17 protein-coding genes are annotated in these 19,941 nt (G+C 63.7%); 3 read left to right on the top strand and 14 right to left on the bottom strand.

Translation table 11 applies throughout. From position 1 onward, the window contains the following. Window positions 1-337 precede the first annotated feature (337 nt). Window positions 338-1,360 (top strand): substrate-binding domain-containing protein, encoded by a 1,023-nt coding sequence (locus tag MesoLj_RS01930; protein WP_202324901.1) that lies wholly within the window; start codon window positions 338-340, stop codon window positions 1,358-1,360. A gap of 167 nt (window positions 1,361-1,527) precedes the next feature. Next, on the top strand, window positions 1,528-2,874 hold the full coding sequence (locus MesoLj_RS01925) for an NAD(P)/FAD-dependent oxidoreductase (RefSeq protein WP_140770211.1): 1,347 nt from the start codon (window positions 1,528-1,530) through the stop codon (window positions 2,872-2,874). Between the two features lie 95 nt (window positions 2,875-2,969). On the opposite strand, the gene MesoLj_RS01920 is transcribed toward MesoLj_RS01925, so the two are convergent. The 14 genes from MesoLj_RS01920 to puuE all read right to left on the bottom strand — a co-directional run bounded on the left by MesoLj_RS01920 (window position 2,970) and on the right by puuE (window position 19,383). After that, on the bottom strand, window positions 2,970-4,418 hold the full coding sequence (locus tag MesoLj_RS01920; protein ID WP_202324900.1) for a S8 family serine peptidase: 1,449 nt from the start codon (window positions 4,416-4,418) through the stop codon (window positions 2,970-2,972). Further along, a complete protein-coding gene (locus MesoLj_RS01915; RefSeq protein ID WP_202324899.1) occupies window positions 4,408-5,076 on the bottom strand; it encodes an anti-sigma factor in 669 nt (222 codons plus the stop codon). The genes MesoLj_RS01920 and MesoLj_RS01915 overlap by 11 nt, the downstream gene beginning before the upstream one ends. Next, a complete protein-coding gene (locus tag MesoLj_RS01910) occupies window positions 5,073-5,639 on the bottom strand; it encodes a sigma-70 family RNA polymerase sigma factor (protein WP_202324898.1) in 567 nt (188 codons plus the stop codon). Before MesoLj_RS01910 ends, MesoLj_RS01915 begins: the two co-directional genes overlap by 4 nt. Before the next feature lie 283 nt (window positions 5,640-5,922). Next, entirely contained in the window at window positions 5,923-6,762 is an 840-nt protein-coding gene (locus tag MesoLj_RS01905) for an alkaline phosphatase family protein (RefSeq protein ID WP_202324897.1), read from the bottom strand. Between the two features lie 97 nt (window positions 6,763-6,859). Beyond that, the gene (locus MesoLj_RS01900; RefSeq protein WP_140770201.1) at window positions 6,860-8,449 is read right to left on the bottom strand and encodes an ABC transporter substrate-binding protein; all 1,590 of its coding nucleotides are present in this window, start codon (window positions 8,447-8,449) and stop codon (window positions 6,860-6,862) included. 173 nt (window positions 8,450-8,622) lie between these two features. Next, a complete protein-coding gene (locus tag MesoLj_RS01895) occupies window positions 8,623-10,293 on the bottom strand; it encodes an ABC transporter ATP-binding protein (RefSeq protein WP_140770199.1) in 1,671 nt (556 codons plus the stop codon). Then, on the bottom strand, window positions 10,293-11,117 hold the full coding sequence (locus MesoLj_RS01890) for an ABC transporter permease (protein WP_172371154.1): 825 nt from the start codon (window positions 11,115-11,117) through the stop codon (window positions 10,293-10,295). Before MesoLj_RS01890 ends, MesoLj_RS01895 begins: the two co-directional genes overlap by 1 nt. A 10-nt stretch (window positions 11,118-11,127) precedes the next feature. Further along, on the bottom strand, window positions 11,128-12,087 hold the full coding sequence (locus tag MesoLj_RS01885; RefSeq protein ID WP_202324896.1) for an ABC transporter permease: 960 nt from the start codon (window positions 12,085-12,087) through the stop codon (window positions 11,128-11,130). A 16-nt stretch (window positions 12,088-12,103) separates the two neighbouring features. Continuing rightward, the gene (locus tag MesoLj_RS01880) at window positions 12,104-13,690 is read right to left on the bottom strand and encodes an ABC transporter substrate-binding protein (RefSeq protein WP_140770197.1); all 1,587 of its coding nucleotides are present in this window, start codon (window positions 13,688-13,690) and stop codon (window positions 12,104-12,106) included. Window positions 13,691-13,844: 154 nt separating this feature from the next. After that, window positions 13,845-15,830, bottom strand: a complete 1,986-nt coding sequence (locus MesoLj_RS01875) for a CocE/NonD family hydrolase (RefSeq protein WP_202324895.1) — start codon at window positions 15,828-15,830, stop codon at window positions 13,845-13,847. Between the two features lie 96 nt (window positions 15,831-15,926). Further along, window positions 15,927-16,520: a nucleoside deaminase gene (locus tag MesoLj_RS01870; RefSeq protein ID WP_140770193.1), complete on the bottom strand. Its 594-nt coding sequence runs from the start codon at window positions 16,518-16,520 to the stop codon at window positions 15,927-15,929. Window positions 16,521-16,587: 67 nt separating this feature from the next. Then, window positions 16,588-17,079: an ureidoglycolate lyase gene (locus MesoLj_RS01865; RefSeq protein WP_202327138.1), complete on the bottom strand. Its 492-nt coding sequence runs from the start codon at window positions 17,077-17,079 to the stop codon at window positions 16,588-16,590. A gap of 11 nt (window positions 17,080-17,090) precedes the next feature. Next, a complete protein-coding gene (locus tag MesoLj_RS01860) occupies window positions 17,091-17,954 on the bottom strand; it encodes a bifunctional allantoicase/(S)-ureidoglycine aminohydrolase (protein ID WP_202324894.1) in 864 nt (287 codons plus the stop codon). A 10-nt stretch (window positions 17,955-17,964) separates the two neighbouring features. Next, window positions 17,965-19,383, bottom strand: a complete 1,419-nt coding sequence (puuE, locus tag MesoLj_RS01855; protein WP_202324893.1) for an allantoinase PuuE — start codon at window positions 19,381-19,383, stop codon at window positions 17,965-17,967. Between the two features lie 183 nt (window positions 19,384-19,566). On the opposite strand from puuE, the gene uraH reads away from it, so the two are divergent. Beyond that, complete coding sequence (gene uraH, locus MesoLj_RS01850) at window positions 19,567-19,941, top strand: hydroxyisourate hydrolase (protein WP_202324892.1); 375 nt, start codon at window positions 19,567-19,569, stop codon at window positions 19,939-19,941.

The following is a 19,941-nucleotide window of genomic DNA, read 5'->3' as shown; positions in this document are numbered from 1 at the left end:
ACACCGGACGGAACCTCCATTCCGCCCGCCGACGCCGCAGGACTGTGACTCAGTCGCAAGGGAACCGCAACCTTTCGAAGAGTCTTCCAAAGCGCTTTGGCTTTCCTGATCTCGCCATTGAATCGACCGGAAGTCAAGAGGTTCGGTTAGCTAATCGATTTAATCTCGCCGATTCTGGCATCAAAAAGTGCACCGCAGCATGCTTTTTGGCAGCGCAACAGCAATTTTCTGTTTCAAACCGATCCCGACCCCGCTTATGGTTGTGTCGATACCCTGGCGGCCTTGTGGCACTTGGGCCGATTCAATTTAAAAGCGCTTTGAGGGAATGGAGGCCGTTGTGAACCTCAAGCAGCTCGCGCATATGCTGGCGCTTTCGCAGACCACGGTAAGCCGGGCGCTGAATGGCTACCCGGAGGTCAACGAGGAAACGCGCAGGCGCGTGATGGACGCCGCCAAGCGCCATGGCTACCGCCCCAATCCGAGCGCGCGCCGGCTGGCGACCGGCAAGTCCGGCATGATCGGTTATGTCCTGCCGACGGGTGCGGCCGTCGACATCGATCCGCATTTCGTAGAATTCCTGTCCGGCCTCGGCGATTATGCCCGCTCGCATGAGCTTGATCTTGTGCTGTCGCCGGCCGATGCCGACGACCAGGAGACCACTTACCGGCGCATCGTCGCCAACCGGCAGGTCGATGCCGTCTACATCTCGTCGCCAAGGCCGCAGGACAGCCGGGTGGCGCTGGTCAGCACGCTCGGGATCCCTTATCTGGTCCACGGCCGCAGCGAAGGCCTCGATTTCGACTATCCCTATCTCGACATCGATAATGAGGGTGCCTTCCACGAGGCGGCGCGGTTGCTGGTCCAGCTTGGCCACCGGCGGCTGGCGCTGATCAATGGCGACGACCGCGAAACCTTTGCCATCCATCGCGAACGCGGCGTGTGCCGGGCGCTCGCCGCGAGCGGACTGACCCTCGGCGAGCGCCACGTCTGCTCGGTGGCCATGACCGAAGAAAACGGCTATCGCGCCACCAGGCGATTGCTTGAGGCGAGCGACGCGCCGACGGCGATCGCTTGCTCAAGCCTGATCATGGCGCTGGGCGTCGTGCGCGCGGTGCGTGACCTCGGCCTCACTATTCCCGGCGATGTCTCGCTGATCGCCCATGACGACGTTTTCCCCTGGCTGAAGCCGGAAAACTTTTCCGTACCGTTATCGACGACGCGCTCATCCATCCGTCTCGCCGGCGAGCGCGTCGCCGAGCGGCTGGCGGCACGGATATCGGGCCTGGAAGAAGGCGCCCGCGGCGAGGTCTGGCCGGTCGATCTGGTGGTGCGGGGCTCGGTCGCCGGTGCGCCGGCGTAGGAGACAGACCCAATCACCCTGCGGAGCCGGCCCCTTGCGGACCTTGCCGGACGATCGATTGCCGTGTCGTGGGATAACGGTCCGCCTGCGTCTGCTCTTGATTTGGCTTTTGGAGGGTGGCAACCAGTAAGCCGGAGCCATCGATCATTCCTCCCAGGATGCGCCACTTGCCCATATTCCCGTTCTCCGAAGCGGATCCAATCCGACATGCCGGTCCGCCGCCGAAGACTTCGGAGGTGGTCATTGTGGGCGGCGGTATCATTGGCGTGACGACCGCTCTTTTCCTTGCGCAGCGCAACATTCCGGTGACGCTGCTGGAAAAAGGACGCGTTGCGGCCGAGCAGTCCTCCCGAAATTGGGGCTGGATTCGAAAGCAGGGGCGAGACGCGGATGAACTGCCGATTGTTATCGAGGCGTCTCGCCTATGGCGGCAGCTGGCTGAGGAATGCGGCGAAGACATCGGTCTGAACCAGACAGGTGTGACCTACCTGGCAAGCTCGGACAAGAAAATGGCCGGCTTCGAAAAATTCATGAAGATCGCCGCGATCCATGAACTCGACACTCGCCTCCTGGACGCGGACGAAACCGCAAAACTCATCAAGGGCATGTCGCGCAGGTTCAAGGGTGCGATGACGACGCCCTCCGACATGCGTGCGGAGCCTTGGTTGGCGGTGCCCGCGCTTGCGCGGCTTGCCGCCCGAAAAGGTGCCAGGATCGTAGAGAATTGCGCCGTGCGGACCCTCGAAATCTCGGCGGGCAGGATCAAGGGCGTGTGGACCGAGGCGGGGTACATCGAGACCTCCAGCGTCCTGGTCGCGGGCGGCGCCTGGTCATCCCTGCTCCTGGCAAGACACGGCGTGTCCGTCCCTCAGCTCAGCGTCAGGGTAACCGTGGCCGCGACGGAACCCCTGCCCGAAATCTATTCCGGTGCGGCGGCCGACGACCACATCGCGTTCAGGCGCAGACAGGATGGCGGATACACGCTCGCCCCGGGAGGCAGCAATTTGCTTTACGTCGGGCCCGACGCGTTCCGGCACGCCACCAAGTATCTTCCAGCCCTGATGGCCAACCCGTTCGGGACACGTTACTTTCCGTTCGCTCCGTCAGGCTACCCCGACAGCTGGTCGACGCCGCGCGACTGGGCACCGGATTCCCGCAGCCCCTTCGAAAGGATGCGGGTGCTCAACCCAGCCGCCGAACGCTCCGGCCTCCGTTCGATAGAACGCAATTTCAAACACCTTTTTCCACAGTTCGAAACGCTTCGCCTAAAGGCGGGCTGGGCAGGCATGATCGACGCCATGCCCGATGTCGTTCCTGTCGTGGATCGCGTGGAGGCGGTCGGCGGTCTTTTCGTCGCCACCGGCATGAGTGGTCACGGGTTTGGTATCGGGCCAGGAATTGGTCGCGTCGTTTCCGACATGATACAGGGAAACGAGACTGGGCATGATCTCAGCCGCTTCCGGCTGTCGCGTTTCTATGATGGAAGCGCCGTTCGATTGGGCCCATCTCTATAGCGGATCGCGCCAAGCATGGTCCATCGCCATGCCGGTGGGCGACGGTGTTCCATCTATCGCGGCCGTTGCGGATAGCCAGGTGTCGGTGCCCAGGCTCATTGCCTCGCCGCTTCGGCCGCCTTGATGTCCAGTAGTCCGTAGCCGAAGTCGTTGTCGCGCCCCTTGGGGCCGAGATCCTTCGCTGTCGCCGCCAGTGCTTTCTCGATGTCGTCGGCCGAGCGGCCCGGCGCGGCATGGAGGAGATTGGCGATGGCGCCGCTCACGATCGCCGCGGCGAACGAGGTGCCGGTGACCACGTCCGAGCCGGCGCCGCTTGGCGCCACCATCTCGACGCCGGGCGCCGAAATGAAGACGTAGGCGCCGCGATTGGCCTGCGGCATCAGAGCGTCCTTAGCGTCGGTCGCGGTCACCGCGATGACGCCGTCGAAGGCGGCCGGATAGCCATAGGGCGCCTTCGGCCCGTTATTGCCGGCAGCGGCGACCAGCACCATGCCGAGCGCCCGTGCATTGCGGCAGGCGGCGCCGAGCAGGTCGTTCTTCGGCCCGACGAAGCTCATATTGATGATGCTGACATTCTGCTCGGCCGCCCAGTCGAGTGCCGACAGGATGACGTCCATGGTCGACTTGCCGCCTTCGAAGGCGCGGGCATGGTAGATCCTGGCGCCCGGCGCCATGCCTTCCAGCGCGCCGACGCCGGCGATCAGGCCGTCGATCGAAGTGCCATGGTCGCGCTTCTCGATCGGCACGTCGGGCATGGCGTCGAACTGCGCGGCGATGACGCCGGCCAGCGCCGGGTTGGTGTCGTCGATGCCGGTGTCGATGACGGCAACACGAACGTTTTCGCCGCTGGCCTGTTTGGCATCGAGCGCGATGCGGTCGAAGGCATAGTTGACGATGCCGGCCGCCTGCTGCAGCGAGTAGATGTGGTTGGGCTCGCGGCGCTGCGTGCGGCCGTCGGCGGCAAGCTGCGCCAGTACGACACCGACAGGGCGGCCGTCGGGAATGCCGAAACGCACCAGCGTGGTGCCGAGCAGCCGCGACTGGCGCTGCGAACGAACCTGAAGGCCGAAAGAGGCGGCGATCTGCTGCACGGCGCCAGCATCGCCGTCGACGGTCACCAGCACCTCGTCGGGCACGAAATCGCCCACCACCGCGCGCGGCGGCTGAACGGCGATGAGATCGGTGGGCGAGACGATCGGCCCCCCGGCCGATGTTCCCGGTTGCTTATCGGCGGGGGCGGGCGGCGGCGTACCCGGATCCTGGCGCGGTGCGGGTGTCGGCACGGGGACCGGAGTTTCGGCGGGATTGGGAAAGAGGTCGACGATCAGGGCCGGAAGAAAGACGGCGCCGGGCCGCGATGCCCCTGAACCGTCCTTTTCGTTGTCCTTGGCGCAGTCGGCTCCTGCCGCATTGGTGCCGTTGCGGCAGTCGATCTTCGTCTGGTCGCCAGTGGTGCCGTTGGTCTGTGCCGATGCAGGCACGGCGGCGATTGTCATCGCCGCCGCAAGGACCACCGCAAATCGAACGACCGCCTCAGCCGCCATCAGCCGGTTTCCTTCCCTCGATCACAGTCTCGGTGAACGGCTGGGCAGCAATAAGGCCGAGCTGCTTGGTGTAGTCGGCTGCGTTGGCCGCGGGAATGCCGAGCCGGAACACGCCATCGGCGGTCGGTCCGCCAATGACCTTCAACCCGCTGCTGCCGAGGAAGCCCGAAATATCGGACATCTTCGCATCAGGCTTGAACTTGACCAGCGCGAACGGCATTTTCGCCAGATCGTCTTCGGCGCCGGCGATCTCGAAGTCCTTGCCCTTGCCGCCGGGCTGCACCAGCGACTGCACCGCGATCAGTGCCAGCAGGACCGCGGCCGTGGCCCAGGCGACACCGGCCGGCACCGCCATGAACCGCCCCCAGGCCTGCGCCAGCCAGGAGGAGCCCGCCGGTGCCCGTGCCGGCCCCGCTTCGGCATCGAGTGCCCTGGCGAAGCGGCTGAGCGCATCGGCCGGCGGACGGATCGCCTCATTGGCGGCCGATATGCCGGAGAATTCGGCCTCGGCCTCGCCAAGGGCTGCCATTGCGGCCGGATCCGTCGCCAGCCATTCTTCGACGGCTTCCAGCTCCGAGCCTTCCAGCGAGCCGTTCAGGTAGAACGGCAGCAGCGTTTCCATTTCGTCGCGGCGCGACATTTTTTCAGCGGCGCTCATGGCCACCCCCTGTCGTAACCGGCGGCCTTGAGGGCCTCTCCGAGTTTCTTGCGGGCGTAGAACATCCGGGTCTTGACGGTCGCGACCGGGATGCCGAGCACCTCACCGATCTCGGTCACCGACTGTCCGTGATAATAGGCAAGGTCGATCACCGTGCGGTGCTCTTCGGGCAAGGCATCGACAAAGCGGCGCAAGGCGGCGGCCTTGTCCTCTTTCATCGTGACGACCTCCGGCGTGTCGGCGCCGTCGGGCACCGCGGCGGCAGCCTCGTCGTCGATCCAGTCTTCCTTCCTCTTGCGCAGCAGGGACAGCGCCTTGAACCGGGCGATGCCGAGCAGCCATGTCGAGACTTCGGAGCGTCCCTCGAAGCCTGGCGCCTGACGCCACAATTCGAGGAAGACTTCGTTCGCGATATCGTCAGCCATCATTTCCGATCCCGTCTGGCGCACCACGAAGCGGTAGACCCGCGCGTGGTGACGCATGAACAGGAGCCGCACGGCGGCACGATCACCCTTCGCGACCCGGTCGACAAGCGCGCGATCGGTATCCGTCGCTGCCGTCATGGCCGGTCGAGCCGCCTGGCTCCTGCCTGCTCTGTCGCTGATCGGTCCAAAAAGGTTCATCCTCCGCCAAGGAATTCGCGGAGGCTAACCGAAGAAAGGGGAGGTTGCCAGTAGGGGCGCTTCTTCCTTCCCCCCCTTGTGGGGAAAGGTGGATCGGCGCGCAGCGCCGAGACGGATGAGGGGTGGGTGACGGAGTGCCGTCGTCGCCAGGCTGGAGCACCCCTCATCCGACCTCGCTTCGCGAGGCCACCTTCTCCCACAAGGGGAGAAGGGAAAGTCGCGCTCAATCCAGAAACGGCTTCGCTTTCATCGTCGCCGGCACCGGCACGCCGAGCCGGCTCAACACGGTCGGCGCCAGCTGCAACTGGTCGAGCAGCGTGTCGCCCTCGGGGCCTTTCGCCGGACCGAAATAATACAGCGCGAAATCCTGCATTTCGTCGTCATGGCCGCCATGGTGGCCACGGTCGGTCTGGCCGTGGTCGGCGGTGACCATGACCTCGTAACCTGCTTCGATCCAGCCCGGCAGGAAAGCTGCCAGCATGCCGTCCATCGCATAGACGGCATGGTCCATCTCGTGGCAGTCGTGGCCGAAGCGATGGCCCATCGAGTCCAGCGTGCATGTGTGCAGGATGCCGTAGTCGATGCCGTGGCGTTTCGTCAGCATGGTCAGCGTCGCGAACAGGTCAACGTCGCTCGGTGTCATCTGGTTACGGGCATTGTAGCCGGTCATGGTGTGGAACCGGCCATGCGTGATCGGACCACCAGGCTCGTCATATTCCATGTCCTCGACCAGGTCGAACGGATAGGACCGGAAGAATTCGGACCAGTAGGAATGCGTCACCGCGCCTGTCTTGCCTCCAGCCTTGCTGACTTCCGAGAAGATGTCTGGCTGCGCGACCCGGAAGCGGTTCTCGTTGGAAAGAATGCCATGCACCTGCGGCGACACGCCGGTGTGGATGGAGGCATAGCAGCAGGCCGAGGTCGACGGCAGCACCGAGCGCATCTTCCAGACCCGCGCCTCGCCCGATTGCACCCAGCCCTCGAGATTGCCCATAAGCCGGCGCCAGTTCCTGTAGGGAACACCATCGAGGATGATCAGCAGAAGCTTGGATCTGAGCGCCATGGGCAGCTCCATGATGTCTAGCAGTTGAAACGGGAACGCCGTGTGCCGTTTCGGGCACACGGCGTTCTTACACGTGAATCAGACAGGCAGGGTTCGACTAAGCGTTGAGCCAGCACTCGCCGAGTGCGTAGCCGTCCATCATTTCGCCGATAGGGCTCTTGGCAAAGCCGCTGATCTTGTTGGTGGCGGCGGCATCGATGAATTGGTTGAAGAACGGCACGATCAGGCCACCCTCGTCGCGCATCAGCACCGCCATGTCGTGGTAGATCGCCTTGCGCTTGGCCTGGTCGAGTTCGCCGCGCGCCGCAAACAGCATCTTGTCGAATTCCGGCCGCTTGAAGCGCGTGTCGTTCCAGTCGGCGGTCGAAACGTAACCGGTGGAATACATCTGGTCCTGCGTGGCGCGCCCACCCCAGTAGGAGAGCGAGAAGGGCTGCTTGTTCCAGACCTCCGACCAGTAGCCGTCGCCCGGCTCGCGCTTGATCTCGATCTTGATGCCGGCCTTGGCGGCGCTCTGCTGGTAAAGCTGGGCCGCGTCAACCGCGCCGGGGAAGGCGACGTCGGAGGTGCGCAGCAGGATGGAGCCGCTGTGGCCCGATTTCTTGTAGAGCGCCGCCGCCTTTTCCGGATCGAACTTGCGCTGCTCGATGTCAGTGGAAAACAGCGGGTAGGCTTCGTTGATCGGGAAGTCATTGCCGACCGAGCCGTAGCCGCGCAGGATCTTTTCCAGCAATTCGTCGCGGTCCATGGCGAGCTTGAGCGCCATGCGAAGGTCATTGTTATCGAACGGCGCCGTGTCGCAGAACATGTTGAACGGATAGTAGCCCTTGCCCGACACGTTCTCGATGGTGACGCCCGGGATGCGCTTGACCAGGTCGACGACCTTTGGCTCGACGCGGTTGATCATGTGCACCTGGCCGCCCTGCAGCGCGGCCAGCCGCGCCGTGGCGTCATTGATGACGACGATCTCGATCTGGTCGGCATGGCCCAGCTTATCGCCTTGCCAGTAGTTGGCGAAACGCTCGCCGCCATGGCGCACGCCGGGCTGGTTGACTGTGACCTTGTAGGGGCCGGCGCTGATGCCGGCATTCGGATTGTCCTTGCCGCCATTCGGCTGGATGACGAGATGGTAGTCGGCCATGAGGTAGGGGAAGTCGGCGTCCGCATCGCCGAGCGTGACGATGACTTCCTTGCCGCTTGCCTTGACGCCCTTGATATTCTTGAGGATGCCGAGCGCCCCGGATTTGGACTTCTCGTCGGCATGGCGCTCGATCGTGGCGGCGATGTCTTCCGCCGCCACCGTCTTGCCATTGTGGAACTCGATGCCGTCACGCACCTTGATCGTCCAGGTCTTGGCGTCCTTGGAAGCGCCGATCTCCTGCGCGATCATGTTGGTCAGGCTGTTGTCCGGCATCAGCCGGACCAGATATTCGCCCCACTGCTTGCCGAAGCTGTAGGTGACCTGGCTGAGGTTCAGCGCCGGATCGAGGCTGTTGGTCGATTCGCCGCCTTGCAGGCCGGCCTTGAGGATGCCGCCCTTGACCGGCGTCTGTGCGAAGGCTTTCCCGGCCAGCGTCGTTGCCAGCGCCGCCGACACACCCAGCGCCGCGGTGCGGCCAAGGAAGTCGCGACGTGATATCCGGCCCTGGCCGGCGAGCTCAGCGAGATGGTCGAGTTCAGTCTTCATGTCCTACCCCTTGTTGAAAATAACGTCACACCAGCGGCGCCCGTCCGGAAGGACCTGTGGCGCCCTAGTGTTGCATGCTGATGACGATGGTCGCTCCCCGGCCAGCCGCTTCAGTCCATCCCTTTGCTTCAGCGCAATTCCGACCGGAAAACCCGCTCGCCTTCCCGAATTGCTCAGTTCCCCGCGCTGGCCATGCGCCGCCCCTTGATGGCCTTTTCCAGCCAGCCGATCTCCATTTCCGGAACCGACGACAAGAGAAGGTCGGTATAGGCATCGAAGGGCGGCGTGAGAACCTTGCTCTTCGAGCCGTAGCGCACCACTTCGCCGCGATACATCACCGCGATCGAATCGGCGATCGACTTCACCGTCGCCAGGTCGTGGGTGATGAAGAGATAGGCGACCTTTTCGTGCTCCTGCAGGTTCAGCAGCAGCTTGAGGATGCCGTTGGCCACCAGCGGGTCGAGCGCCGAAGTGACCTCGTCGCAGATGATCAGCTTCGGCTTGGCGGCAAGCGAGCGCGCGATGCAGACGCGCTGCTTCTGGCCGCCCGAAAGCTCGGCCGGATAGCGGTCGAGGAAACCCTTGCCCATCTCGATCTCGTCGAGCAGTTCGGCAACGCGCTTGTCGCGTTCGCGGCCGCGCATGCCGAAATAGAATTCAAGCGGGCGGCCGATGATGGTGCCGACGGTCTGGCGCGGGTTCATCGCCACGTCGGCCATCTGGTAGATCATCTGCAACTGGCGCAGATCCTCCTTCGGCCGGTCGGCAAGCCGGTTGGCCAGGGGCCGTCCATCGAAGGTGACATTGCCCTGCTCGGGCGGCAGAAGTCCGGTGATGGCGCGCGCCAGCGTCGACTTGCCGGAGCCGGATTCGCCGACCACGGCCAGCGTCTGGCCGGGATAGATATCGACCGAGACGTTCTTCAGCACCTTGACCTGGCCGCCGCCATAGGCCGCGGTGACGTTCTTCACCGAGAGGAAGGGTGTCGCGCCGGGCTTCTGTTCGGAATGTTCTATCTCATGCACCGAGACCAGCGCGTTGGTGTATTCCTGGCGCGGCTCCTTGATGATCTGCCTTGTGCCGCCCCATTCGACCAGCCGGCCATGGCGCAGCACCATGATTTCGTCGGAGACCTGGGCGACCACCGCAAGGTCGTGGGTGATGTAGAGCGCCGCCACATGGGTGTCGCGGATGGCGTCCTTGATTGCCGCCAGAACGTCGATCTGCGTCGTCACGTCGAGCGCCGTCGTCGGCTCGTCGAAGACGATCAGGTCCGGTTCCGAGCACAGCGCCATTGCCGTCATCACGCGCTGCAGCTGGCCGCCCGAGACCTGGTGCGGAAAGCGTTCGCCGATGGTTTCGGGGTTTGGCAGGCTGAGCTTCTTGAACAGTGCGACGGCTCGCTTTTCCGCCTCGGCGCGTGTCGCCGTGCCGTGCAGCAGCGTGGCTTCCACCACCTGGTCCATCAGCCGGTGCGCCGGATTGAAGGCGGCCGCCGCTGATTGCGCGACATAGCAGACCTCGCGGCCGCGCAGCTTGCGGAAACCTTCCTTGCCGCCCTTCAGGATGTCGCGGCCATTGAGGATCACCTCGCCGCCGGTGATCCGCACGCCGCCGCGGCCATAACCCATGGAAGACAGGCCGATGGTCGACTTGCCGGCGCCGGATTCGCCGATCAGGCCCAGCACCTTGCCCTTTTCCAGCGTCAGCGAGACATCGTGCACCAGCACGATGTTCTTTGGCGCCTCTCCGGGCGGGTACACCGTGGCCTCGATGCGCAGGTTCCTGATATCGAGCAGCACGCCTGGCTTGGGTTGTCCGGGTTTCGCTTTGCTGTCGGCCATCACCCGCGTCCTCCCTTCAGGCTTGTCGTGCGGTTGAGGATCCAGTCGGCGACAAGGTTGACCGAGATGGCGAGCGCCGCGATCGCTCCCGCCGGGATGAGCGCGGCGGCAATGCCGAAGACGATGCCGTCCTTGTTCTCCTTGACCATGCCGCCCCAGTCGGCGTCCGGCGGCTGCACGCCAAGGCCGAGGAAGGACAGCGTCGACAGGAACAGCACCGCGTAGATGAAGCGCAGGCCGAGTTCCGAAACCAGCGGCGACAGCGCATTGGGCAGGATTTCGCGGAAGATGATCCAGGCACTGCCTTCGCCGCGCAGTTTTGCCGCCTCGACGTAGTCCATGACGTTGATGTCGACAGCGACAGCGCGCGACAGGCGGTAGACGCGGGTCGAGTCGAGGATGCCCATGACCAGGATCAGCGTCACCAGGTTCGTCGGCAGCACGGAGAGCACGACCAGGCCCATGATCAGCGTCGGGATCGACATCAAAAGGTCGACCAGGCGCGACAGGATCGTGTCGAACCAGCCGCCGAACACCGCCGCCGAGAAACCGAGTATGGCGCCGAGCGAGAAGGACAGCGCGGTGGCCAGCACGGCGATGAACAGGGTGATGCGAGCGCCGTAGATCATGCGCGACAAGAGATCGCGGCCGAGATTGTCGGTGCCCAGCCAATGCGTTGCCGACATCGGCTCCCAGACATCGCCGACGATCTCGGCATTGGCGTGCGGGGCGATCAACGGTGCGAAGACCGCCGCCAGCACGAAAAGGGCGGTCAGCACGAGGCCGATCAGGGCGGGGATGGGGATGCGTTTTATATCGAGCATGCCCGCCCCCTCACTTTGGGTGTCTGAGACGCGGATTGGCGACGATCGCCGCTATGTCCGCGATGATGTTGAGGCTGATATAGACGGCGGCGAAGATCAGGCCGACCGCCTGCACCACCGGCACGTCGCGCTTGGTGACGTGGTCGACCAGATACTGCCCCATGCCGGGATAGACGAAGATCACCTCGACCACGACCACGCCGACGATGAGATAGGCGAGATTGAGCATGACGACGTTGATGATCGGCGCGATCGCGTTCGGGAAGGCGTGCTTGCGGATGACCGCGAAGGCCGAAAGCCCCTTGAGCTCCGCCGTCTCGACATAGGCCGACTGCATGACGTTGAGGATCGCCGCGCGGGTCATGCGCATCATGTGGGCGAGCACCACAAGGGTGAGCGCCGTCGCCGGAAGCGCGATGGCCTGCATCCGCTCGCCGAACGGCATGCCGTCATAGACGGTCGAGATGGCGGGGAAGATCTGCCATTTCACGGCGAAGAAATAGACCAGGAGATAGCCGATGAAGAATTCGGGGAAGGAGGTGGAGGCGAGCGCCAGCCCGGAGATCAGCTTGTCGACCCAGCCATTGCGGAAGCGCACGGCGATCAGGCCGAGGATGATCGCCAGCGGCACCGCCACGATCGCCGCCCAGAAGGCGAGGAACAGCGTGTTCCACAGCCGGCCCTTGATCGAGGTGGCGATATCCTGGCCGCTCGACATGGCCGTGCCGAGGTCGCCGGTCAGCACACCGCCGAGCCAATGGAAATACCTGACATAGGCCGGATCGTTCAGCCCGAGCTGCTCGCGCAAATTGGCGAGCGACTCCGGTGTCGCCGATTGTCCCAGAATGGCTTGCGCGACGTCGCCGGGCAGGATCTGGGTGCCGGCGAAGATCAGGACCGATATGGCCAACAGAAGGAGGATGCCCAGCGCAATGCGCTGGGCGATTAGTTTCAGGATGGGTGAAGACATCTCTGCAAAGCCGGACTCAGGCCTGCAGCCAGCACTTCGCCAGGGCGTAGCCGTTCATCAGTTCCTGGTGCGGATCGTCCACCCAGCCATCGACCTTGGCGCCGGTGGCGTCGATGAACTGGTTGAACATCGGCAGGATCAGGCCGCCTTCGTCGCGCACCAGCACAGCCATGTCGTGGTACATCTGCTTGCGCTTGGCCTCGTCGAGTTCGGCGCGCGCCGCCAGCACCATCTTGTCGAAGTCCGGACGCATGAAGCGCGTGTCGTTCCAGTCGGCGGTCGACAGATAGGCGGTCGAGTACATCTGGTCCTGCGTCGAACGCCCGCCCCAGTAGGAAGCGCAGAAGGGCTGCTTGTTCCAGACCTCGTTCCAGTAGCCGTCGCCGGGTTCGCGCTTGAGCTCGATCTTGATGCCGGCCTTGGCCGCGCTCTGCTGGAAGAGCTGGGAGGCATCGACCGCGCCAGGGAAGGCAACGTCCGAGGTCCGCAGCAGCACGGTGCCGTCATGGCCCGACTTCTTGTAATGGAACTTGGCCTTGTCCGGATCGTACTTGCGCTGCTCGATCTCGGTGAACAGCGGGTAGGCGGCGTTGATCGGGAAGTCGTTGCCGAGCGAGCCATAGCCGCGCAGCACCTTGGTCAGCATCTCCTCGCGATCGATAGCGAGCTTCAGCGCCATTCTGAGGTCGTTGTTGTCGAACGGCGCCGTGTTGCAATGCATGATGAAGACATAGTGGCCCGGACCCGCATGGTTGCGGATGGTCACGCCCGGCACGCGCTTGATCAGGTCGACAATCTTCGGCTCGACGCGGTTGATCATGTTGACCTGGCCGCCCTGCAGGGCCGCCGTGCGCGCCGTCGCGTCATTGATGACGATGACTTCGATCTGGTCGGCATGGCCCATCTTGTCGCCCTGCCAGTAGTTGGCGAAACGCTCGCCGCCATGGCGCACGCCGGGCTCGTTGGTCTTGACCACATACGGGCCGGCCGAGATGCCGGCATCGGGCTTGTCCTTGCCACCATTAGGCTGGACGATCAGGTGATAGTCGCTGAGCAGGTAGGGCAGGTCGGCATTGGCCTCTTTCAGGGTCAGCACCACTTCCTTGCCGCTGGCCTTGATGGTCTCGATGCCCTTCATGTAGCCGAGCGCGCCGGATTTCGACTTCTCGTCCGAATGGCGCTCGAGCGTGGCGGCAACGTCCTCGGCGGTCACGGTCTTGCCGTTGTGGAACTCGACGCCGTCGCGGATCTTCAGCGTCCAGACCTTGGCGTCCTTGGAAGAGCCGATGTCTTCGGCGATGCGGTTCTCGAGCTTGCCGTCGGGGGACAGCTCGACGATCATTTCACCCCAGCACTTGCCGAAGGCGAACGGCACCTGCGTCATCATCAGTGCCGGATCGAGACTGTTGGTGGATTCACCGCCGACCAGGCCGGCTTTCAGCGTGCCGCCCTTGACCGGGCCTGCCGCGCGCGCCGCACTTGAAAGAAGCGAGTTGGCGAAAGGTGCGGCGATGCCGAGTGCCGCCGCCCTGCCGAGAAAGTCACGACGGCTCAGCTTGCCCGCTGCGACACGCCGGCTAAGGAATTCCAGTTCGTTTGACATATTGAGTTCCTCACTCTGTTGGTTCGACTCTACGGTCGATTTTTGTTTTTAATTCTCCCTGAATAATGAGGGTAAGCCAATGCCGTAAGCAAGACCGAATGCGACATGCCGTGGCGTAAATCGTACGTCGCATTTGGACCAACGCCTTGGGATCTCAAACGAGCGCGCGTGGAATCTTTTCCTCGAAATTGCGCTCGAAGACGATTTTTTCACCCTCATAGGCTTCGATTCTCGCGCTTACGATGAAGTTTTCCGCGTCCGACCGCATCTCTGCCCATGTCTCGGTACGGACCGACCATTCATTCCGCGACAGGGTCTGGGTCCAATGGGTTTTTCCCGAGGCGGACAGCGGATCGTCGGGGTGGATCGCCCAGGTCTCGCGGACGACGCTGCCGTTGACCAGGCCATGGTCGAGATCGCGCACCTCGCCAAAATCATCAGATATGGAAAGCGTGACGATCCCCGTCTTTTCGTCGCGATCGACATGGCGCTCGGAATTGGCGGGCCGGACTGTTTCCGTGGCCCAGGGCGCAGCGCCTTCCGGCTCGGCGAACCTCGTTTCGTCGCCTGTCGCCAGCGGGCGCAGCGGCAGGGCCAGTGTCGCGGCCGACAAGGCGAGTTGCGCCGGGTGCGGCGAGGGCCAGATGACAGGCCAGTAGGCGTTCGACACCGCGATGCGCAGGCGGTGGCCGGCCGGCACGCGATAGGCGCATTGATCGAGCACGACGCGCGCCGACACGGTTTCGCCCGGCACCAGCGCCTGCGGGAACTCGTGCGATGCCCGGTGCGTCAGGTTGAGCACGCCGTAGGAGATCAGTTCCGAAGCGCCGTCGGGATGCACGTCGCACAGCCGGATCGCCATGTTGGCCTGTGGGCGGTCGCAAGAGAACGTGACCTCGACCTCCGGCGCGCCGACGATGTCGATCGCCTCCGTGAGCAGCGGCTGATCAAAAAACACCGACAGCGCATCGTCGGGGCGCTGGTCGCCCGGCAATTCCGGTCCGAAGGTGAACGGAAAATATTCGCCGCCGGCGAGGCCGCAATTCTGCGGCGAGGCGACGATGGAAGGTTGGCTCCCCTTGGGGAGCAGATCGATCGTCTGGATCTTGATGGTGGGCGAGGGCCATTCTGTCTCGGCCACCCAGCGGCCTGGCCGCTCCGGGTGCCAACGTGCCGGCCGCACGCTGTCCATCACATAGGCGCGGTAGGCGGGATCGTCCTCGACGCCGGTCTCGGCGCCCTTCAGCCAATGGTCCCACCAGCGCAGGGCCTCCTGCAGAAAGCCGATGGCCGGCTGGGGACCGGCATAGTGCGGATATTTGTGGATCCACGGGCCGACGATGCCCTTTACCGGCGCCTCGATGTTGGTCACGAGGTGCGAGATCGTGTTGCGGTAGCCGTCATGCCAGCCGCCGATCGACAGCACGGCGGCATGAATGGCGGAAAAATCCTCGCAGATCGAACCGCGTTTCCAGTAGGCGTCGCGGTGCTGGTGCTTCAGCCACAGCGGTGCAAGGAACGACTGGTTCTCCAGCCGGGTCAGCCACAGGTCCCGCCATCTGTTGTCGCCGGCAATCAGCGGATCCGGCGGTCGCGACGAATAGGACAACATCGTCGAGGCCCAGCCGAAATTCTCGATCAGCAGGCAACCGCCCTTGTAGTGGATGTCGTCGGCATAGCGGTCGACGGTCGAACACAGGCTGATCACCGCCTTCAGCGCCGGCGGCTGCTTGGCCGCCACCTGCAGGCAGTTGAAGCCGCCCCAGGAGATGCCCATCATGCCGACATTGCCGTTGCACCAGGGCTGGGCCGCCGCCCAGGCGATGACGTCGCAGGCGTCCTGCAATTCCTGCTCGGAATACTCGTCGTCCATCAGCCCTTCGGAATCGCCATTGCCACGCATGTCGACGCGGATCGAAGCGTAGCCGTGGCCGGCAAAATAGGGATGCGTCAGCTGGTCGCGAAAGATGGTGCCGTCGCGCTTGCGGTAGGGCAGATGCTCGAGGATGACAGGCACCGGATCGTCGCCGGCATCTTCCGGCATCCACACCCGCGCCGACAGCCGGCAGCCATCCGGCATGACGATGCCCATGTCAGGAAATTCGACGACTTTGCGGGGGAATTCGGTAATGGTTTTCATGGTGCGCATAACGCCCCGCGGCACGGCAACTTTCAATCGCAATTCGCGACTGGAGCAGCGAAATATGCGACCTGTGCTGCTACCTGCTCTACACGCTCAGTTGAGCGGAATATCGTTCTCGGCCTTGCTCGCTTGGTACGCTTCGGACAGTTCGTCGTAGCGTGCCGAGATCGTGCCGATGCGCGTCTCCAGCCGCCGGCGTTCGGCCTCGGGCAGCGCCCGCACCAGCCTGCGGATCGAAAAACTCTTCCAGTAGGCGTTCTCGGCATTGTAGCCGCCGGGATCGAGGGTGAAGACCTCTTTCAGGATTTTCAGATCGTGCGGGATGGCGAAACTGTCGCGCGAATCCTCGTGGCTGAAGAGATAGTAGAAATTATCGAAGCCGGTCCAGGTGATCGCAGACAGGCAAAGCGAGCAGGGTTCATGCGTGGCTATGAACAGCGCGTCCTTGGTGTCGACACGCTCAGCCCTGGGCATTTCGTAAAACCGCTTCAGGCAATGCACCTCGCCATGCCAGAGCGGGTTTTCGATCTCGTTGTTGGTTTCGGCCAGCACCAGCGAACGGTCGTCCTTGCGCAGGATCGCCGCGCCGAACAGCTTGTTGCCGTGGGCGACGCCTTCCGCCGTCTTCGGCACGATGTCGTGCTCGATGACGTCGAGCAGGCGGTCGATCAGCGAAATGTCGGTCATGACGGGGTCTCCTGCTGCACGCCGGCCAAAAGTGCCCCCGGTTTCGGGGTGGCGACATGCACGAAAATCAAGGGAGATGGATCTCGTAGGCGTGCGAGAAATGAAACTCTTCGAGGTTGGAGCCGTCGCCGCCGCGGTCGACGATCAGGAAATCCTGAGCCTCGCCGAGCGGCGTCAGCACGCCGTGCCAGAGATTGCGGGAATAGTTGATGCCTTGTCCCGGCGCGGTGATGAAGGCATGCGGTTCGCCCGGCCCCTCCTTGCCGTCATGGCAGACGACGACCAGGAACGGGCGCGGCGACAGCGGAATGAAGGCCTGGCTGCCGAAGGGGTGACGCTCGACCATGGTCAGCTTCAGCGGCAGTTCGTAAGGCGTGCCGCGCACCATGGAGATCAGCACGCGGGCGTTCGGTCCCGCCGCCTCGGCGGTCGCCAGGTCATGGTAGCGCTCGGCCTTGCCGCCATTGATCGGGTAGTGGTTGTCGCCACCCATGTCGATGACATCACCGAATTCGGCAAAGGCCTCACGGGTCAGCGGCCGCGCGACGATATGAGCCAAGATGGGGCGGGTCACCGCGAGCGGCCGCCAATGCCAGCCCCGCCGAGCTTGGCGTGCCGGTTGACGTCCTTGTAAAGCAGATAGCGGAATTTGCCGGGGCCGCCGGCATAGCAGGCCTGCGGGCAGAAGGCGCGCAGCCACATATAGTCGCCGGCCTCGACCTCGACCCAGTCCTGGTTGAGGCGATAGACCCCCTTGCCTTCCAGCACATAGAGCCCGTGCTCCATCACATGCGTCTCGGCGAACGGAATGACGGCGCCGGGCTCGAGCGTGACGATGGTCATGTGCATGTCGTGGCGCAGATCGGCCGGATCGACGAACCGTGTCGTGGCCCAGCGGCCTTCGGTGCCAGGCATCGGCGAAGGCGCGATATCCTGCTCGTTGGTGAAGAAGGCTTCAGGCGTTTCGAGACCGTCGACCGCTTCGTAGGCCTTGCGAATCCAGTGGAAACGGACGGCAGCCGTGCTTTCGTTGCGAACTGTCCAGCCGCTGGACGGCGGCAGGAAGGCGAAACCGCCTGGTCGCAAGACATGCTTCTTGCCGCCGAGCAAAACGGTCAGTTCGCCTTCGACAACGAACAGGGCGCCCTCGGCGCCGGCATCGGGCTCCGGCCGCTCGCTGCCGCCGCCGGGCGCGACCTCGACGATGTATTGCGAGAACGTCTCGGCGAAGCCGGACAGTGGGCGCGACAGGATCCAGACGCGGGTCTTGTCCCAGAACGGCAGGGCGCTGGTGACGATGTCCTGCATCACGCCTTTGGGGATGACGGCATAGGCCTCTGTGAAGACGGCGCGGCCTGTTAGCAGTTCGGATTGACCGGAATGGCCGCCATGCGGCGTGTAGTAGGTTCGGTCGGGCATCCTGATTGTATCCATGGTTTCAAACCTATTGCGGTAGCATGTCCGTGAGGCGGAGCAGCGAGATGCGCTCGACCTGTTTGCAGGCGGTTTCGAATTCGACGCCGCGGCTGTTGCCGATGCGCGCCTCGAATTCCGCCAGGATTTCCTCCTTGGTCTTGCCTTTCACCGCGATGATGAAGGGGAAACCGAAGGTGGTGACGTAGGCGGCATTGAGCTTGGAGAACAGTTCGCGTTCCTTGTCCGTCAGCGCGTCGAGGCCGGCCGAGGCCTGTTCCCGGGTCGATTCCGCCGTCAGCCGCTTGGCCTTGGCCAGCTTGCCGGCAAGGTCCGGGTGGGCGTTGAGCACACCGAGCCGCTCGGTTTCGCTGGCGGCACGGAAAACGCGGCAAAGCGCATTGTGCAAGCCACCTGCCGTATCGTGCGCCGGACCCAGTTCCAGTTCGTAGGCCCGTTCGGCAATCCACGGCGAATGCTCGAACACACCGCCGAACGTGTGGACGAATGTCTCGAATTCCATCTTAGAAGGCCTGAGTGCCGCCGGCTTGTAGGGATGGTTCTCTTGCCAGTGGCGGGCGATGTCGATGCGCCGCGCCAGCCAGACCTTGTCGTGCGACTTCACATAGTCGACGAAGCGCTTCAGCGCCGCGACCCGGCCCGGACGCCCGACGAGCCGGCAATGCAGGCCGATATTCATCATGCGCGGCCGTCCTGCCTTGCCTTCGGCATAAAGCGTGTCGAAACTGTCCTTGAGATAGGCGAAGAACTGGTCGCCCGAATTGAAGCCCTGCGGCGTGGCGAAGCGCATGTCGTTGGCATCGAGCGTGTAGGGGATGATGAGCTGCGTGCCGCCTGCATGCTCGAACCAGTAAGGCAGTTCGTCATCATAGGTGTCGGAGACATAGTCGAAGCCGCCTTCCTCGGCGACCAGACGCACCGTGTTGACCGAGGTGCGGCCCGTATACCAGCCGGTCGGGCGCTGGCCTGTCACTTCGTAATGCAGCTTGATCGCCGCTTCGAGGTCGCCGCGCTCGTCCGCGGCGCTGTGGTCGCGGTAGTCGATCCATCTCAGCCCGTGCGAAGCGATCTCCCAGCCGGCGTCCTGCATGGCCGTGACCTGGTCGGGCGAGCGTGCCAGCGCGGTGGCGACGCCGTAGCAGGTCACAGGCACTTGCTCCTCGCTGAACAGGCGAAGTAGCCGCCAGAAGCCGGCCCGCGCGCCATATTCGTAGATCGATTCCATGTTCCAGTGGCGTTGACCCACCCAGGGTGCCGCGCCGACGATTTCCGACAGGAAGGCTTCCGATGCCTTGTCGCCGTGGAGCACGCAGTTTTCGCCACCCTCTTCGTAATTGACCACGAATTGTACGGCGACATGCGCGCCGCCAGGCCATTTCGGATCCGGCGGATTGGCTCCGTAGCCACGCATGTCTCTTTCGTAACGCATCGTCCCTCCCGCCGGGCATCGCCCGAAGTATGATCAGGATATCGAAAGGGTGCTTCTCGCATTCCCCCGAAAATTTTTGAAAGTGTTTTTGTCGCGCTCCGCTCGACCGGGACTTATGCATCGCCTTTAATTGGCGCACAATTCATCACTGTTGTTCTGATGTACCTGGATGGGAGGCGGCCAATGGCTGAAACGTCGAAAGCCGATGGCGGGCGCCTGACGACCCATGTGCTGGACACGGCGACCGGCAAGCCGGCGGCCGGACTGTCGATCGCACTCTATCGTCTCGACGGTTCGGCCAGGACACATCTGAAGACTGTCGCAACCAATGCCGATGGCCGTTGCGACGCGCCGCTGCTGGTAGGCGCTGAGTTCCGCACCGGCGAATACGAACTGGTGTTCGCCGCCGGCGACTATCTGCGCGGCCAAGGCATAAAGCTGCCCAAGCCCGCTTTTCTCGACAGCGTGCCGATCCGCTTCGGCATGGCGGAGGCGGTGCACTATCATGTACCCTTGCTGATCTCGCCCTACGGCTATTCGACCTACAGGGGGAGCTGA

Origin of the sequence: Mesorhizobium sp. 113-3-9 (genome assembly GCF_016756515.1) — a bacterium.
Classification (GTDB): Bacteria; Pseudomonadota; Alphaproteobacteria; order Rhizobiales; family Rhizobiaceae; genus Mesorhizobium.
This window is presented reverse-complemented; position numbering and strand designations above follow the sequence as displayed.

Excerpts from the sequence above, each read along its gene's own strand:
- MesoLj_RS01910 (WP_202324898.1), bottom strand. The coding sequence starts at position 5,639 with ATGACGGCAGCGACGGATACCGATCGCGCGCTTGTCGACCGGGTCGCG.
- MesoLj_RS01905 (WP_202324897.1), bottom strand. The coding sequence starts at position 6,762 with ATGGCGCTCAGATCCAAGCTTCTGCTGATCATCCTCGATGGTGTTCCC.
- MesoLj_RS01880 (WP_140770197.1), bottom strand. The coding sequence starts at position 13,690 with ATGTCAAACGAACTGGAATTCCTTAGCCGGCGTGTCGCAGCGGGCAAG.
- MesoLj_RS01915 (WP_202324899.1), bottom strand. The coding sequence starts at position 5,076 with ATGAGCGCCGCTGAAAAAATGTCGCGCCGCGACGAAATGGAAACGCTG.
- MesoLj_RS01870 (WP_140770193.1), bottom strand. The coding sequence starts at position 16,520 with ATGACCGACATTTCGCTGATCGACCGCCTGCTCGACGTCATCGAGCAC.
- uraH (WP_202324892.1), top strand. The coding sequence starts at position 19,567 with ATGGCTGAAACGTCGAAAGCCGATGGCGGGCGCCTGACGACCCATGTG.
- puuE (WP_202324893.1), bottom strand. The coding sequence starts at position 19,383 with ATGCGTTACGAAAGAGACATGCGTGGCTACGGAGCCAATCCGCCGGAT.
- MesoLj_RS01875 (WP_202324895.1), bottom strand. The coding sequence starts at position 15,830 with ATGAAAACCATTACCGAATTCCCCCGCAAAGTCGTCGAATTTCCTGAC.
- MesoLj_RS01895 (WP_140770199.1), bottom strand. The coding sequence starts at position 10,293 with ATGGCCGACAGCAAAGCGAAACCCGGACAACCCAAGCCAGGCGTGCTG.
- MesoLj_RS01860 (WP_202324894.1), bottom strand. The coding sequence starts at position 17,954 with ATGGATACAATCAGGATGCCCGACCGAACCTACTACACGCCGCATGGC.
- MesoLj_RS01890 (WP_172371154.1), bottom strand. The coding sequence starts at position 11,117 with ATGCTCGATATAAAACGCATCCCCATCCCCGCCCTGATCGGCCTCGTG.
- MesoLj_RS01885 (WP_202324896.1), bottom strand. The coding sequence starts at position 12,087 with ATGTCTTCACCCATCCTGAAACTAATCGCCCAGCGCATTGCGCTGGGC.
- MesoLj_RS01920 (WP_202324900.1), bottom strand. The coding sequence starts at position 4,418 with ATGGCGGCTGAGGCGGTCGTTCGATTTGCGGTGGTCCTTGCGGCGGCG.
- MesoLj_RS01900 (WP_140770201.1), bottom strand. The coding sequence starts at position 8,449 with ATGAAGACTGAACTCGACCATCTCGCTGAGCTCGCCGGCCAGGGCCGG.